Annotated in this window: 12 protein-coding genes; 6 read left to right on the plus strand and 6 right to left on the minus strand. The window is 54.0% G+C overall.

Going from position 1 to position 16,879, the window contains the following annotated elements:
* Positions 1 to 5: 5 nt before the first annotated feature.
* The gene (locus tag JT719_RS07125; protein WP_207432060.1) at positions 6 to 2,408 is read right to left on the minus strand and encodes a heavy metal translocating P-type ATPase; all 2,403 of its coding nucleotides are present in this window, start codon (positions 2,406 to 2,408) and stop codon (positions 6 to 8) included.
* A 339-nt stretch (positions 2,409 to 2,747) separates the two neighbouring features.
* Here JT719_RS07125 and JT719_RS07130 point away from each other — a divergent pair, with 339 nt between their 5' ends.
* The 4 genes from JT719_RS07130 to JT719_RS07145 all read left to right on the plus strand — a co-directional run bounded on the left by JT719_RS07130 (position 2,748) and on the right by JT719_RS07145 (position 7,568).
* A complete protein-coding gene (locus JT719_RS07130; protein ID WP_207432061.1) occupies positions 2,748 to 3,239 on the plus strand; it encodes a hypothetical protein in 492 nt (163 codons plus the stop codon).
* Positions 3,240 to 3,272: 33 nt separating this feature from the next.
* On the plus strand, positions 3,273 to 3,620 hold the full coding sequence (locus JT719_RS07135) for a cupin domain-containing protein (protein WP_207432062.1): 348 nt from the start codon (positions 3,273 to 3,275) through the stop codon (positions 3,618 to 3,620).
* A gap of 229 nt (positions 3,621 to 3,849) precedes the next feature.
* On the plus strand, positions 3,850 to 4,818 hold the full coding sequence (locus JT719_RS07140; protein ID WP_207432063.1) for an LEA/WHy family protein: 969 nt from the start codon (positions 3,850 to 3,852) through the stop codon (positions 4,816 to 4,818).
* Positions 4,819 to 4,934: 116 nt separating this feature from the next.
* Positions 4,935 to 7,568, plus strand: coding sequence for a SusC/RagA family TonB-linked outer membrane protein (locus tag JT719_RS07145; RefSeq protein ID WP_207432065.1), 2,634 nt, complete (start codon positions 4,935 to 4,937; stop codon positions 7,566 to 7,568).
* A gap of 99 nt (positions 7,569 to 7,667) precedes the next feature.
* On the opposite strand, the gene JT719_RS07150 is transcribed toward JT719_RS07145, so the two are convergent.
* From JT719_RS07150 to JT719_RS07160, 3 genes are all read right to left on the minus strand, one after another.
* Complete coding sequence (locus tag JT719_RS07150) at positions 7,668 to 8,375, minus strand: response regulator transcription factor (RefSeq protein WP_207432066.1); 708 nt, start codon at positions 8,373 to 8,375, stop codon at positions 7,668 to 7,670.
* 3 nt (positions 8,376 to 8,378) lie between these two features.
* Positions 8,379 to 9,485, minus strand: coding sequence for a DNA alkylation repair protein (locus JT719_RS07155; protein ID WP_207432067.1), 1,107 nt, complete (start codon positions 9,483 to 9,485; stop codon positions 8,379 to 8,381).
* Positions 9,486 to 9,594: 109 nt separating this feature from the next.
* Positions 9,595 to 10,797, minus strand: coding sequence for an alpha/beta hydrolase family protein (locus JT719_RS07160; protein WP_207432068.1), 1,203 nt, complete (start codon positions 10,795 to 10,797; stop codon positions 9,595 to 9,597).
* Positions 10,798 to 11,189: 392 nt separating this feature from the next.
* On the opposite strand from JT719_RS07160, the gene JT719_RS07165 reads away from it, so the two are divergent.
* Positions 11,190 to 11,501, plus strand: coding sequence for a hypothetical protein (locus JT719_RS07165; RefSeq protein WP_207432069.1), 312 nt, complete (start codon positions 11,190 to 11,192; stop codon positions 11,499 to 11,501).
* 27 nt (positions 11,502 to 11,528) lie between these two features.
* On the opposite strand, the gene JT719_RS07170 is transcribed toward JT719_RS07165, so the two are convergent.
* Both JT719_RS07170 and JT719_RS07175 read right to left on the minus strand, forming a co-directional pair.
* The gene (locus JT719_RS07170; RefSeq protein WP_207432070.1) at positions 11,529 to 11,924 is read right to left on the minus strand and encodes a hypothetical protein; all 396 of its coding nucleotides are present in this window, start codon (positions 11,922 to 11,924) and stop codon (positions 11,529 to 11,531) included.
* 27 nt (positions 11,925 to 11,951) lie between these two features.
* Complete coding sequence (locus JT719_RS07175) at positions 11,952 to 13,229, minus strand: sensor histidine kinase (RefSeq protein ID WP_207432071.1); 1,278 nt, start codon at positions 13,227 to 13,229, stop codon at positions 11,952 to 11,954.
* A 380-nt stretch (positions 13,230 to 13,609) separates the two neighbouring features.
* Between JT719_RS07175 and JT719_RS07180 the strand changes: the two genes are divergently transcribed.
* Complete coding sequence (locus tag JT719_RS07180) at positions 13,610 to 16,843, plus strand: glycosyltransferase family 117 protein (RefSeq protein WP_242693091.1); 3,234 nt, start codon at positions 13,610 to 13,612, stop codon at positions 16,841 to 16,843.
* Positions 16,844 to 16,879: the final 36 nt, after the last annotated feature.

Here is a 16,879-nt window from a genome sequence, read left to right on the forward strand (position 1 = left end):
ATCCTCTACCGTAAACCTGCCCGTTTTGCGGCTAGTTTCACGGAAAGAACGGCAAACGAGATCACGCTCAGGGTACTCACCGGCATGAGAATGGCGGAGACAATAGGCGTAAACTCACCCATCACGGCCATGGTCAACCCGATGATGTTGTAGACGAAGGACACCCCGAAGGCGGCCAGAATCAACCGGAGGCTGGTTTGGGAGAACCGGATGAAATGGGCCAGTCTGGCGAGTTTACCGGCATCCAGAATTCCGTCACAGGAGGGGGAGAAACCGGTTACGTTGTCGGTGAGGGCCAGGCCCACATCGCTCTGGCGCAGGGCTCCCGCATCGTTCAGCCCATCGCCCACCATGATGGGCGAACGCCCCTCCTCTTTCAGGCGCTGGATGTACTCCAGTTTCTGCATGGGCGACTGGTTGAACCGGAAATCGGCCTCCGGCCCGAACAGTTCGCGCAGACGCGGCGCCTCGCTGTCGTTGTCACCGGAAAGCACGGCCAGTTTTTTGGTTTTGCCCAGTTCCTGCACCAGTTCTTTCAGGCCTCTGCGGTACACGTTCTGGAACACGTAGTACCCGCGCACCTGGCCGTCCAGGGAGATAAATACCTTGGTCTGCTTCGTGTCCTGATCGGCCCCAAACTCGGCGCCTACCCAGGCCGCAGACCCGATGGAGATGTTCACATCGCCCACCAGGCCTTGTAGACCCGCGCCAGGTTTTTCGGTGAAGTTGAGCACCGGTTGCGGTTTTCCTTGCAGTTGGGCGTACAGACGTTGGCTTAGCGGGTGCGTAGAATGTTTTAGTACTGAGCGTACCAACTGCTCTTCCTGCGCGTTCAGGGCGTGGCCCACAAACGTAATCTGGGCGGCGCTGGGCTCGGTTAGGGTACCGGTTTTATCAAATACCACGGTATCGGCTTTGGCCAAGGCTTCCACCACGCCGCTGTTCTTGAGGTAGAATTTATGCCGCCCGAAGATGCGCAACGTAGCCCCCAGCGTAAAAGGCGTAGCCAGCGACAAGGCACACGGACAGGCAATCACCAGCACCGAGGTAAAGGCTTTGATTGCCATCTCGGTATCTCGCGGCACCCAGTACACCAGAGACGCGGCGGCAATGATCAAGGTCGCAATCAGGAAGGGCTTGCCCACGGCGTTGGCGTAGTTTTCAATGGTCTGCTTTTCCTCTTTTTTGAAGTTGACGTGGTTCCAGAGTTGGGTCAGGTAACCTTGCGATACTTCTTTTACTACCTCCAACTCAATGCCCTCGCCTAGTTGCCGGCCCCCGGCATAGATCACCTCGCCGGCTACCCGCGCCACTGGCACAGATTCACCGGTCACAAAGCTGTAGTCAATGTTGGCGGTACCGCGCAGCAAGATGGAATCGGCGGGGATGAGTTCGTGGTTGCGCACCAGAATGCGTTGGCCTTTTTGCAGCTCTTTCACCGAGGTAGGCGTTTCCTGCCCGTTTTTCAGAACCGACACCGAAATGGGGAAATATGAGGTGTATTCCCGGTCAAAGGCCAGCGAGTCATAGGTGCGGCGCTGCACCAATTTGCCGATCAGCATGAAGAACACCAGGCCGGTGAACGAATCCAGGAAGCCGGGGCCTTTGCCGGTGGCGATGTCATAGATACTCACGCTGAACAAAGACATGAGCCCAATGGCGATGGGCAGATCCAGGTTGATCATGCGCTGCTGCAATCCCTGCCAGGCGCTGGTGAAGAACCCGCGGGCACTGTACAGGAACACCGGCAAAGCCAGCAACACGTTCAGCCACCCAAAGAACCGCCCGAAGTGGTGCTGCAATCCGCCGAAGTACTCGGGGAAACTCAACAGCATCACATTCCCGAAGCAGAACCCGGCCAACCCCAGTTTGTAGTAGATGGAGCGGTCTTTCCTGGGCGCGGGCGCTTCCATGTCTGCCAGGGTGATCTGCGGCTCGTAACCGATGTGGGCCATCAGTTCCACTACCTGGGCCAGGGTGGTTACCCCCTGCTCAAAGGTCACGGCGGCTTCTTTGCGCAGGAAGTTTACGTGTACATCGGTGACGCCGGCGTTCAGACGGTTGAGGTTCTCCAGCAGCCAGATACAGGAACTGCAGTGCATCTGCGGAATATGGAACGTGATCTTGCTCACGGTGTCGTTCTGGAAATCCAGCAACTGCCGCTGGACTTTGGCATCGTTGAGGTAGGCGAACCGCGCGGAGGCAATGGGGTCTTTCACCGAGATGCCGGGGCGGTTGTCCAGGGTATAATAGGTGCAGAGGTCGTTCTCGGCCAGGAGTTCATACACTACTTTGCAGCCTTCGCAGCAGAACTCTTTTTGGTCAAACCGGATGGGGGTGCCGGGGCATTCATCGCCGCAATGATAGCAGGTGTGGACATCAGTCTCTGGATGTGCGGTCTGGAGCATACGTCTCGTTATTTAGGTAGTACAAAAGTACCGCGCCCCCGCCCCGGAGAACATGACAAAGATCACCCGCGCTTATGATGCTGCTCATGAAGGTTCTTGGCTTAAATACCCGAAATTTGTCTCAGTGAAAGTACATTTGGGAAGCGGTCTGGCCCCATGCCCCGAAGTAGTGAGCGCGGCATGTAAGCTGCCCAGACCCGATCTGTTTTCAGTCCATTTCACAGGAAATAGATTGAAAACAGATCGCCCCCTTCCCAGGACTCGTTAGTACCTGTTGTAAGTGCAAGAGAAGAACACCTCATCTATAGAAAAAGCAATCAGCATTAAAACCCTACCCTTATGCGCTCCCATACCCTCACCTTCGTTTCTGTGGCGGCCCTGTTTCTGTGGGCTGGCCTGATCATCGGGATCTCGTTCATTGAGGCGCCTGTCAAGTTTACTGCGCCGGGCATCACTTTGCCGCTGGGCTTAGGCATTGGTCGGTTGGTGTTTGGGGTGATGAACAAAGTGGAGATTGCCTTCTGCGCCATTGCGTTGCTGGCTTTCCTGTTCAACCATGCCTCTAAACTTGAGTGGACGCTTATTGCCGGCACGGCTGCTATTTTGCTTCTGCAGACTTTCTGGCTTTTACCGGCGCTGGACGTGCGGGCGGTGGCCATCATCAACGGGCAAAACCCTCCGGCCAGTTCGCTGCACTTTGTGTACGTGGCGTTGGAGTTCCTCAAATTTGGGTTGCTGCTCTTTACCGCCGGCATGGTGCACAAAGTCACCGTTACGCTTAAACATAAAGAGCGCCTCCGCTACCACCGCATACAGGAAATGGTGGCCTAGCCAACCCACCCGTAATCCTTTCTACCTACCATCATGAACGACAACGCCACTACCGCCAATCCTCAGGCTGTACCGCAACGGCCACTGCCAGATCTTGCCAGCCAGATCAGCTACTCCCTGGAGAAGTTCCAGAGCAGGGTTCTGCTGGACCGGAACGGGCAGAAAACCATTCTCTTCGCGTTCACTCCCGGGCAAGAACTGAAAACCCATACCACCCCCGTGGACGCCCTGCTGATCATGCTGGAAGGTGAATGCTCGTTTGTGTTTCCGGAGGAAGAAGTGGCGCAGACCTTACAGGCGGGTCAGATCATCCAGATTCCGGCGCAGGTACCCCACTCGGTGAAAGCCCTCAGTCCTTGTAAGATGGCGCTCATCCGGTAAGCAGAAGTAGTACTTTCAAAGCCCCGTCTTTTTTAGGCTGATTTTTCCAAAAACTCGCTTAAAACAGACGGGGCTTTTCGTGTAAGCAGCAGAATCTCCCAACTGGTGGCTCGCCCGCGCACCTTTCCCTTATCGGAATAAATACCTAATTATCAATCGGTAACCAACACAATCCTTGTACATTCGTTAGCCAAAGAAGTGTCTTTTTAACTCTGAACCCAAAGGCGACATGAAGAGAGGATTGAAAATTTTCTTACTGGTGATCTTAGGGCTGATCATAGTTGGCGGTGTGGTGCTGGCCACTACTCCTACCCGCAAGTTGCTGTCTTTGTTCGCGCCTAAGATTGACCGCCTCCGCATCACCGATACCCGCATCAACGAGGAAATGGTGACCATGAACGTGCTGGCCCATGTGCAGCCCTCCCTTGTGTCTGGGTTTGTAGACAGCATGTCTTACCGGCTCAGCCTGTACGGTACCCAGATAGCCAAGGGAAACAAATCGTTTGAGCGGGACGACCGCAAAGGCGATGCCCAAACCCTCAAGATTCCCATGACCATGAACCATAACGTCACCCGCGAGCTGGTCAGACGGCAGGCGAAAGAGGGAGACAAAGTACAAGCCTATCTCCAGATCTTCAGCGATGTTCCTCTGCTGGGCCGCAAAAAATTTATCATTGAGGAAGACCTGGACATGGTAATTCCGGCCCTGCCCGGCGCCACGGTCACAGATCTCAAGATCACTGATTTCGGGCTGGACGAAATGGAAATGGTCATGACCATGCAGCTGGACAACCCCAATGAGTTTGACTTCTACATCCGGGACATGAAAATGACCCTGAACTTTCCAGAGAAAATGACCTCTGTGGGCGGCAACGTGAAAGATTACCTGGTAAAGGCCCAGAGTGTCACTCCTATCCAGATTCAGGCGGTTTCAGACGTAAAGAAGCCTTTGAAAACCACCTTCAAAACCCTCACCGGCGACCAGGTCTGGCCTTACTCCATGAAAACCCACATGGTGCTGGAACCCAAAAGCGATGTGGTAGGCACCGTAGAAATGGATGCCGTGAAAACCGGCGAGATCAACGTGGTGCAGCAGGTGAAGAAGATTATCAAAAACAACAAAGAAGAGAAGAAGGCGGAAAAGGCAGAGAAGAAAGCCGAGAAAAAAGCCCAAAAACAGAAAGAGGAAACCAAATAGCGGCAAAGTGAATTTCAGGCCTGTTTCTCCGAAATCAGGCCTGACCAGGTAGGCGGCATGCTCTCTTATTGAACAAGAATTAGTAATTTTATATACTTCTTGTGTCTAAGACGCCTATGCCAAACACTCTACTTCCCGGTTTTCGCAGGAAAGCTTTTCTTTCTGCGGTTCTACTTTCGCTCTCCCTTCCGGCTATCACAGAAGCCCGGCAGTCGTCTTTTCCTACTGCATCAGATTCCTTACAAATAGGCTACGGAAACCAAAAAAGGTACCAGGCAACCGGTGCGGTGCAAACCGTACAGGCAACCCAGTTTAACAGAGGTTTGATCACAACCCCGGAGCAACTGCTGGTGGGCCAGCTTGCCGGCGTACAGATCACAGCATTGAACGGAGCACCCGGCACCAACTCCCTCATTCAACTGCAACGGACAGCCACCTTATCCGGAGAAACGGTTCCTTTGATAGTGCTGGACGGGGTGCTGCTGGAGCCGGGAAGTGATCCCTCGGTTATTTCGCCGCTGAGTCTGCTGAATCCTTATGACATTGCCTCGGTTACTTTTCTGAAAGATGCGGCCGCAACGGGTATTTACGGGTCCAGAGGGGTTAACGGCGTGCTGCTCATCAACACCAAAACAGGTACCCCAGACCGGAAACTGCAGGTAGAGTTCCAAAGCCAGTTTGCGCTTGCCACCCTGCCTAGAAAAGTAGAGGTCTTGTCGGCCAACCAGTTCCGGCAGGTGATCAACCTGCGCGGTACCCAGGAGCAAAAGGACCGATTAGGCTCTGCTAATACAGACTGGCAGGAGGAAATCTATGAAAATGCCGTGAGTTATGACCAGAACTTGAGTCTGGGCGGTACCGTGGGGTTTCTGCCCTACCGTATTTCATTGGGCCACCTGAAGCAGAATGGCATCGTCTCCAACACCAACTTCACCCGAAAATCGGCTGCCATTCACCTGACTCCTTCCTTGTTTGATGATCACCTGCAGATCCAGCTGAGTTTAAAAGGAAACGAAGGAGAGGCACGCATAGCCAACGCCAACCTTATTAATGCGGCCGTTCGGTTTGATCCTACCCAGCCCGTTTACACCAGCAACGGCTCCTTCTTTGAGTGGCGAAACCCTAACGGGGAGCAACTGGAATATGCACCGCTCAACCCGGTAGGCTTGCTAAACAGGGCCTTGGTGGAAGATGATTCCAAAAGAGGATTCGGGAATGCCCACCTGGCATACCGGTTCCACTTTCTGCCCGCTCTTACGGCGCATGTCAACCTGGGGTATGACCGTTTTCAGACCGACAGAGCAGGCAACCCAAGGCTATTTTCCACACCGCGCGGTTCCAGTGAAGTTTTAAATCAATCTGGCCAAACCAGAAAAAGCAGGCTGCAAGAGTATTACCTCACCTTCTCTGAGACCCTGGAACGGTTAAAGAGCCAGTTAGACATTACGGCCGGGTACTCTTTCCAGAAAACCAAAGAAGAAGGTTACTTTAACACCGTTACGGTCCCCCAGGCAGAATTGCAGAGTGCATATTGGTACCGCCAGGAAAACAGGCATAAGGCGTACTTCGGCCGGGTGCAATACGGTTTCAAAAACCGTTATTTCCTGTCTTTCTCCGCCCGCCAGGACGAGAGCCCGGTGTTTGCCGAAGAGAACCGCCGCTTCAATTCCAAAGCCGTGGGCCTTGCCTGGCAGCTCTCGCAGGAATCGTTTATGAAGAACCAGGAATTCGTTTCTGACCTGAAGATCAGGGCCAGTTATGGCGTGCAGGGAAACACGCCCGTCTTCCCCAACTTAACCCAAAACAACACGGGCGGCTCACTTTATCCCAACCCGTCCCTCACCTGGGAAAGCACCAAAACGTTAAATCTAGGCGCAGACTTCGGTTTGCTGAACAACCGCTTGACCGGAAGCCTGGACCTTTTTCACCGCACCACCAAGGACCTGCTGGCGTACAATATGCTTCCCTTCAATGGTATACAATATGTGATCACCAACGGCGGAGAAGTGCAATCCAAGGGTGCTGAGCTTGTGCTGCAGTACAAGGCTTTGGAAACAGAAAAAGCAGTTTGGCTTTTGGGCTTGAATGCTTCCTACTCCACTAATGAACTCAAATCTGTTACTCAAAACTTTCATGGAGGCTCCCTGTCTAATCCGCAGTGGTACATCAACAGGTCAGGCAGCGCCATCAATTCCTATTATGTGTACCAACAGAAATACACCAACGGGGTACCGGTGGAAGGCCAGTACGAAGACCTCAACAAAGACGGCCAGTTGACTCCCGAGGATCAGAAACCATTCCACAGCGCCCGGCCCAAAAGCCTGATCGGGTTGAGTTCACAGCTGAGATACCAGAAATGGAGCTTGGGCTGGCTGGCCAGAGCTGAGTTAGGCGCTTTCAATTACAACCGGGAAGCGGCCCAACATGGGTTCTATAATATCATCCTGCAACCCACCTGGTCACAAAACCTGTCTTCTGATGTGCTGAATACCAACTTTGCCGCACCACAGTACAACTCAAGCTACTACGTTCAGAACGCCTCATTTCTGCGGATGGAGTACATCAGTGTGGGGTATGATTTTGGGACCTTGCTGCAGGACAAACTAACGCTCAAGCTAAGCGCCACCGTGCAGAATGCCTTTGTGCTCACGGGCTATGACGGCCAGGACCCCGAAGTAGCCTATGGGGTTGACTTTGTCCAATATCCCAGACCGCGCACGTTCTCGCTTAACCTGAACCTTGGTCTTTGATTGATAGCGTCAACTGCAAAGCCCTGGAAGCACTTCACAGCTATTACCGGGGCTTTGTAGTTTTAGGGCCGTTTTCAGGAAAACAAGCCAGAAACGGGTCTATTCCGCCACCTCAAATTTGTAGCCGCGCCCGTGTACGGTGGTGATTTTAAGCGACGAATCGGGTTGCAGGTACTTGCGGAGGCGGGAGATGAACACGTCCAGGCTGCGGCCCACAAAGTAGCCATCGTCTTGCCAGAGGCGTTGCAGAATCTCTTCGCGGCGCAGGAGCTGGTGCGGGTGTTGGGCAAACAAGCGCAACAACTCGGCCTCCCGATCAGTGAGGGTGTGGGTCTGGCCCGCCACATGCAGCAACAGGTTCCTGAACTCGAGCGAAGAAGCGCCAAACTGGAGAATATCAGACACCGAAGTTGATGCTTCTGCCGGCTTGGTCTCAGGCTGGCGGGCAGTGCGGCGCAGGATGGCTCTGACGCGGTACACCAGTTCTTCCAACCCGAAGGGCTTGGTGAGGTAATCATCGCAGCCCAGTTCAAAGCCTTGCAGCCGATCGGCTTTCATCGCTTTGGCGGTCAGGAACATGAACGGCACTTCCACCTGGCGTTTGCGCATTTCCTGGGCCAGCGTGAAGCCATCTAGTTTGGGCAGCATCACATCCAGCACGCACAAATCAAAGGCGTTTGCCCCCAGCGCCGCCAAGCCCTGTTCCCCATCGGTACAGAGCGTCACGGTATAGCCCGCGCTCTCCAGGCTGTCTTGCAGCAGGAACCCCAGGCTGGGGTCGTCTTCTACGATCAGGATATGCGCCATACCTCAGTTAACTACTAGAAAATCTGCGATCTCCCGTTCCTGCCCGTTCACAATCAACGACACGCGGTGCGCGCCCGGGTAATATCTGCGGGTGGTGATGTACTTGAAACTCTGTTTGCGGGTAACGGAGGCCACCTCTACCGGGGCAAACTCCCGCTCGCTGATCTTGAACACCTTGCGAGCCAGGGAGTTGTTCGCTTTTTTGTAATACACGCCGTACTCCAGCCGTACTTTCTGCGGCGTTTCGGCGGTGTTTTTCACAGAAAAGGCGAAAAGCAGGTCTTTGCCCAAAGCCACCTCGGGGGTTAACACCTTGAAATCAGAGACCTCCAACTGCGCCTCACCGTCAAACCCGAAGTACTGCAACACCTCGGTGTGGCCTTGCTTCAACAGAGTGCGGCAGCCGTGTTTTACCACCCAATCGGTTTCCTTGGTTTGGCCTTTCCATTGGGCCAGCAGGTTCAACACCAGCTCGGGATTGTCTTTGGAGATGTCGTTGAGGTTGTTGGCCACACTGCGGCGCACAAACTCAGAAGGGTCGGCTTTGAGGTTTTCCAGGATGGGCAGAATTGGCGATGGATCGCGTTTGAGGAAGGGCAGCGCCATGGACCAGGGTAACCGCGGACGGCAGCCTTCACTGGCAAATCTGCGCACATGATGGTGTTCATGCGTGGACCAGGCCAGCATCTGCGCCATCATCTGCTCTGGGTACTTCAGAAGGAACGGACGCACGGCAAACTCACAGCTGATGAACTGGGTGATGTGCTCCATGGCCTTGGTAGAGGTTTCCAGGTCTTCCAGCCCGTACAGCTCCACATAATCCGGGAAGAACATGAACTCCACGTGCTGCACCGGAAACCGCATTTCCCGCAACTGCTGAATCGTTTGCCGGATCACCGCTACCGCCTCAGGGAAGTGGTGCGGCAGAAAGTGGTGCAACACCCGGGCCGTATGCCGCATGCGCTCCTTCAGTTCCCTGGCCTCCCAGCCTTCGGCGAAGATCAACTGCCTGAACTTTTCCTGGTCAAAGGTGGGCAATACCATCTGCAGAACCTGACCAAATTGGTCATAGAACCGGGGAGAATAGACTTCTTTCAGCGGGGTAGGCATAGCAGGTTCTCTGTGCGTTTGGGGGCTAATTTCAGGAAAAGCCTTCAAAAACGCTACGCTATCTGCTTGCCTTTATACCCGCAGAACGCTCCTGCCGCCAACGGCTGCCTTACTGGTTCAGAGATTCAAACCAGGGGAGCACTTCCAGCATCATGGGTTCAATGCTGGTGCGGTGCATGCCTCCTTCAATTGGGTGAAGCGTAACCTTGGTGGCCCCCTGTGACACAAACTGGTTGTAGGTGGTCACTGTGGTCTGGTAGAAAACGGCTTCGTCTTCAGTACCATGGTACAGGCGGGTGGGCGTTTGGGGTACCCAATCCAGAAGACTGTTCTGGGTGAGGGCTTGCTTTAGAACGGGCTCGCCGGAAGGATTGCTCAGGTTGGCGTAAAAGGTAGGGTTGAACAGCTCCGCGGTGGAAGTAGTGAGTTCACTGTTGATCTCTTCCCGGTCGCGGGTGCCGTCCAACAAACCGGGGATTTTACCGGCGTACGGCTGCTGGAAGAAATCGGTGTAGGGGCGGTTCCAGCCGTAAGTTACGTTATAGCCGTGCAGGATGAGGGGTAGAAACGAGGGTTCTGCATAGGTAGGCACGGTGGCAATGGTGTTCATCATGCCCTGCAGGTCATACCCGCCAGCCCCGGCGGCTACAGCCGTTAATTCCAGGTCATGGTCATCCTCGGCCTCTATTTCCTTTTGGGCCGCCAACGTCACGTAGCCTCCCTCTGAGTAGCCCACCAGAAACAGGTTGTCATTGGTGGCAATCTGCTGTTGCCCTAGGTAGAATTTAGCCGCTTTGAGCATGTCTATGACCGCGGCCGCAGAATGCTCCTCGTCATAGTAAGGGTGCACAATGTCTTTGGAAACGCCGTAGCCAATGAAATCTGGGATCACGGTCACGTACCCCACCGATCCGAAAAGTTCAAAGCCCGAGAAACCCGCGGGAAAGTTAGAAGGCGCGTCAGCTTCGGTAAAGATGGTTCCGTGCTGGGCACTCACAATGGCCGTGGCACCGGAGATCCCCTTCGGGATACAGAGCAACCCCGAGGCCTGCACCCGGTTTCCTTTGTAGGTGGTGTTATAGACAAACTCAAAGAACTCTACGTCATAGTCTAGATAGGACACAAAATTGGTGAACCCGGCAGCAGTGGCATAGACTTGCAGAGCCTCATTGGGGATAGTACCCAACGACTTGGCCGACACGAAATACTCGTCCTCGTCTGGCTTCGGATCTTCATCGTCTGAGAAATCACAGCTACTGAATACAAACAGCGCCAGCATCACCCAGCGCAACTTCATAAGATTCTCTTTCATAGTTGTCTTGTTTAGCCAGTGTCTTACCTGATTCAATTGAGTACTGATAGTCAAGGTATTAAATAATTACCCCACTAGAAAATACAACCACAACTATTTATAGGATAAAGCACCGCCTAAAGGGCAAGTAAGGTTGGCGGGGGTTGCCCTGGTTTGAGAAAAGAAAAGCAAAAACAAGGGATGAGGATAAGACTTGTTCCCTTTATGGAAGCTTCTGTACCGTGCATAGGACAACAACAGATAGATGTCCCAGAGCAAGCAACCACCTATAACCTATTCACAATCAACCACAAGCACTTAACAATTACATAATCTTGGGCAGTAGATTGGTAACAATTCCTTTACACACAGCTCAACAGGAAAAGGTAACTTGACTTTCTAATTCCAAGGTGATGAAAGTAGTTAAGGTACATACATTATTGACTGATCTGAAGCCTTTGATGGTGGAGGTGGAAGTCATTACCGGCGGTTACCTCACCGAAGAACAAACCATTTTCTGCCAGCGCCTGGAACTGGTGGGCGTGCCTTCCGGGGAGCAGCCGGTGGAATTCTACGCAAATGAAAACGACCACATCTTCGCTTTTCATTACGCCCGTAGATTAGACCTTCAAAAGGCCATCTGCGGCATTGATTACTTTCCAGAGCACAGCCAGCAGGAAGTTAACAAAGTCTCTGACCTCATACAGGAGGCCCAGCGAAAATAGCCTTCTTTTCAGAAATCAGCGACTTTCTTACCAGAGAACATTTTCTATGTATTCCTTTCCGCGGTAAACGTTGAAGTCTTTGGCCTTTCCATAAGTGAAGGTATTCGTACTTAATTCCCAAATAGAGGATTTATCTCCCCAAGGATCAACCAACAATTCTATGGTCTCCTTGCCTTTACATCTAAGCGCGTGTACCCAGGATAAATCTTTGTCATCTATCTTTTCAACCCATCCCGGAGTCCAAATTGAAAGTGTCTCTCCTGCTATAATCGCCCATTTACTTTCATTGTCAATTAATCCACAAACAGGGTCTCCGTAGAACTCTTCTTGTAAAAGTATTTGTCCTGTTCTTTTGTCAGTCAGAACTGCAACCTCATATTGATTTTCTAACAGAAGCAAATCCGTTTGATATAGAATGCTCATATAGCTTTCAAGAAGTTCATTACAGGTTTAATTAACCGGCAGCACCAGCCGGAAACAGGTGCCCTGCTGCTCGGCGCTTTCCACGCTCACGTGTCCGTGATGGGCTTCCATGATGGCCTTCACGTAACTTAACCCCAGCCCGAAGCCTTTCACGTTGTGCACGTTGCCGGTGGGCACGCGGTAAAACTTATCAAAGAGGAACTTCTGGAACTCCTGCTTTATCCCGATGCCTTTGTCCCGGATGCTGATCAGGATTCCCTGCTCCACATCGCGGGTACTCACTTCAATTTCGGGGGCCTGCGGCGAGTATTTTTCGGCGTTGTCCAGCAAGCTGTAGAGGGCGTTGGCTACGTGCAGCCCATCGGCATGGATGAGGGTATGGGTGGCTTGCAGATCCAGGCGCAACTGGCCGGCCCGTTGCTGCAGACGCGGGGTAAGGTTTTGCCCGGTTTGTTGCAACAGGGCGTGAAGATCCACGGTTTCTTTCCTGAGCACCAGTTCCCGGCTTTCCATAGTAGCCATCTGCAGCACGCGCTCTACCTGGGCGCGCAGCCGCTCGTTCTCAGAATGGATAAGATCATGGTAGCGCGAAAGCCGGTCGGCGGGCAGCGTTTCGGCGCGTTTGCGGAGCACCTCAGAAGCTAGCCCTATGTTGGTGATGGGCGTCTGCAGCTCGTGGGTGAGATTGTTGATGAAATCAGTCTTGAGCTCAGAAAGGCGTTTCTCCCGCAGAATCTGGATCATGGTGTACCCGAAGAACAGTACCACCAGCAACACCGCACCCGTGCTGTACCACCAGAACTCCATCTCCTTCAGGATAAACGAGGTCTTGCCCGGAAACACCACCGCCAGGTTATACACGGGCACTGCCCCCACCTGCTCATGCCTGATCACCGGGGCCTTCCCGCCCACAACTGATTTCTGCGGAGCCGCTATGTACTGCCCAAACATGAGCGTATCATCCAGGCTATTGTAGAGCCCAAATTCATAGCGCTCCTGCAACTGCCGTTTGGCAAATTCCTGCTGCAGCAGTTTACTGGCCTCGGTGGGGTCTACCGGGGCGTTCAGTTCCGCTACAAAGAAGTTGGATGCCACCTGCTGCACCGGCCTGGCCGAGGTAACCGGTTTCTGCGCTTTGGAAAGCAACTGGTCAGACACCTGGGTAAGGGCCACCTGTACACTGTGGTTGAACGCCCGTTCCTGGGCATTGTAGGCTTTGTTCAGCCACACCAACTGTACGCTCAGCAGCGCCACCAGCGCCACGCACGCCAATACCAGAATAACTTGGATCTTACGACGGCTCATGCCCCGAAAGTACTGAATTTCTGCGGCTCTTCTACCTCGTTAACATCTCATTAACATCTTTTTACAATCCATTAACCTGGGTGCGTTTCAGGAGCCAGTATGTTTGCAACGAAGCAGATTTCACCCGGAAATGGCCGGTCATGCCCTTAGAAGGGGTACGTTTGTTTCAGGATTGCGTCACCACCCCCTCGCTCGCCTCTGGCGAGTGTGAGCTATCAGGCGGCGTCTCGCCGCTATGCGGGATTTTACCCATATACCCATAGCGGCCAGAGGCCGCAACATAACGCACACTCGCCAGAGGCGAGCGAGGGAAAATGCAGCAGTCCTGCGCGAGGGATCGAAATCGGAGAAGTGGCATCAGAACACAAACACGAAAAACTATGAGCACCATCACCAAAGCACCTGCCAGGGTAACAGTACAGGCAACTTTTCTCTTCACCAAACGGCAATTCATCCCGCTGTTTCTGGGCATTGCAGTCATGGCAACAGGCTTCGTTTTGATGTCCTTAGACAATACGCCGCACGGCTACGGGTTTCTGGGCCTCACGCTTGGCCCTCTGCTGGTGGTACTGGGACTAGCGCTGCCGTTTTTTGGAATTTTACGGAAAAACAGCCCTGAAACAACTGAGCCTGCTTCTACTGCCTGGCGTGCTTTTCAGCGCTGGGACCTGGGACTGGGCATACTAGTTGGCTTGATTGCTTTGACCGTGTACGTGCTCACGCTGGAGCCCACCACCAGTTTCTGGGATACCGGGGAATTCATTGCGGCAGCGTACAAACTGCAGGTACCCCATCCGCCGGGGGCGCCGCTGTTTCTGCTCATCGGGCGGGTGTTTACCTTGCTGAGCTTCGGTGATGTGACCCGGGTTGCCTGGTGGATGAATTTCCTGTCGGCGTTGAGCAGCGCGGCCACCATCATGTTTCTGTTCTGGAGCATCACCCTGCTGGCTCAAAGGTTATTGTCCATTCCTGCGGATGGTCCCACCTCAACCCAACGCCTGCTCCTGCTGGCCAGCGGAACGGTGGGGGCTCTGGCTTTTGCCTTCACCGATTCTTTCTGGTTCAGTGCGGTAGAGGCCGAGGTCTATGGCATGTCTTCGTTCTTCACGGCCATTGTGGTTTGGGCCGCCCTCAAATGGCAAGCCGAGGCTGACTCGCCGGAGGCGGACCGGTGGCTGTTGTTCCTGGCTTATCTGGTGGGCCTTTCCATTGGCGTGCATTTGCTCAATCTGGTGGCTTTGCCCGCTATTGCACTGCTGGTGTATTTCAGGAAGTACAGGCCTACCAAGTGGGGCGTTCTGGCGGCATTGTTTTTGGGCGGAGTGTTGGTGCTGGCGGTGATGGAAGGCGTGATCACGGGTTTGCCCTCGGTGGCGGGGGCGCTGGAGATTTTCGTTGTGAACAGCCTGGGTCTGCCGTATGGCGCGGGCGCAATTCTTTTTCTGCTGGGGCTCACCGGGGCCATTGTGTACGGTTTACGCTGGGCCAAAAGAACCAACAAAGTGCTGTGGCATAATGCCATCATTGCCTTTGTGCTGGTGCTGGTGGGCTATTCGTCTTACCTCATGGTGCCCATCCGGTCTGGTTACAACCCGCCCATTGATGAGAACAACCCAGAGAACCTGCTTTCTTTTGTAAGCTATCTTAAACGCGAGCAGTACGGCAGCCGGCCTTTGCTGTTCGGGCCGCAGTTCAACGCGCAGGCAGAGAACTTTGAGAAAACCGGCCCTGTTTACGCGCCCAAAAACGGCCAATACGCCGTGGTAGATCACAAATATGAACCCATATATGCCGATCAGGAGAAAACGTTACTCCCCCGCCTCTACTCAGACCAACCCCTGCACCTGCGGGCCTATCAGTATTGGGGAGACGTGCAACAGGGCCAGAAACCTAGTTTCGGACAGAACCTGCGTTTTTTGTGGGATTACCAGCTGAACCATATGTACTGGCGGTATTTCGGGTGGAACTTCATTGGCCGAGAGAGCGATGTACAGCACGCTGGGGTGCTCTGGCCCTGGGAAAAGAAAACCGATGTCCCCGCGCCTCTCTCCGAGAGCAAGTCCCGGAACCAGTTCTTCCTCCTGCCGCTGCTGCTGGGTGTTTTGGGGCTGTTTCTCCAATTCCGGCGCAGATTCACCGACGGTTGGGTTGTCCTGCTCCTGTTTTTCTTCACCGGCATTGCCATTGTGTTGTACCTGAACCAGCCGCCCGTAGAGCCGCGGGAGCGCGATTACACCTTTGCCGGTTCTTACTACGCCTTCAGTATCTGGATTGGATTAGGCGTGCTGGCCTTACACGAATTCCTCCGGAAATTCATCAAAGCCGAAATGACCTCAGTAGCGGCGGCAACGGTCCTCTCCCTCACGGTTCCTACCCTCCTCCTGGCCGAAGGCTACGATGACCACAACCGCTCTAACCGCTACCACGCCCTGGACTCGGCCAAGAACCTGCTCAGCTCCGTAGCCCCCAACGCCATCCTGTTCACCAACGGCGATAATGACACGTTCCCGCTTTGGTACGCCCAGGAAGTAGAAGGCTTCCGGCCCGATGTGCGTGTGCTGGTGATGACCTACCTCAACACCGATTGGTACCTTGAACAGGCCCGCCGACAAATGAACACCTCGGCTCCGCTGCCGGCCACTATCCCCATGGAGCAATACGCGTTCAGCAGCAACAATTACCTGCCGTACGTGCCCAACCCCAGCGTGCAGGACAGCGGCATGGACCTGAACCAGTATCTGCAACTGCTCAGGCAAAACCACCCGGCGCTGCAGGTACAAACCCAGGACGGCCGCACCCTTACCACACTCCCTACCAAACGCCTCAGCTTGGTGGTGAACAAACAAGTTGTACTGACCAACGGAACCGTCTCGCCGGAGCGGGCAAGCCAAGTGACAGACGTAATGGCGTGGGAACTGAAAGCGGGTGCCCTGGAGAAAAAGCACTTGTTTATGCTGGACGTGATTGCCTCTAACCAATGGCAGCGACCTATTTACTTCTCCAGCACCGGCGCTGAAACTGCCGAACTGGGTTTACAGCCGTTCTTACAACTGGAAGGCCAAGCCCTGCGGCTGGTGCCCGCCCGTAACCCCGATGCGCAGTCCGAGGCCTACGTTGACCGCCAGCGTACCCAGGAAAGCCTGCTGCAGAAGTTCCGATACACAGGGTTAACCAATCCAGACCAGCCTTACGAGGAGAACTTCGTGAACCAGACGGTACCCGTGTACCGCCGGAACTTCGCGGAGTTGGCTCTGGCTCATTTACAGGCCGGTGACACTGCCCAGGCCCGCAAAGCTTTGCAAACTTGTCTAAACCTGATGCCCGACAAAGGCTCACCGCACAATTATGAAAGCGCGGCCCTGGTGTTGCCGCTGGCGCAGGCGGGACTTACCAAAGAAGCCCGGGAACTAACCAACCTTTTGAGAGCCCGCTTTGACACGCAACTCACCTATTACGCAAGCCAGCCCCCCTACTTTGAGCGGGAACGGCAGGTAAATCTCTTCGGGCTGCAGAACCTGGTACAAGCCGCTCACGCCGCCCGCTTGCCAGAAGCCAGGCAACTGGAGGAGCTGTTTCTGCGGCACTATGGAATGGCCAATGGAATGAGTGATTGAGTAAATGAGTGATTGAATGAATGAGTGATTGATTGA

Source organism: Sabulibacter ruber, assembly GCF_017355955.1.
Taxonomy (GTDB): Bacteria; Bacteroidota; Bacteroidia; order Cytophagales; family Hymenobacteraceae; genus Nibribacter; species Nibribacter ruber_A.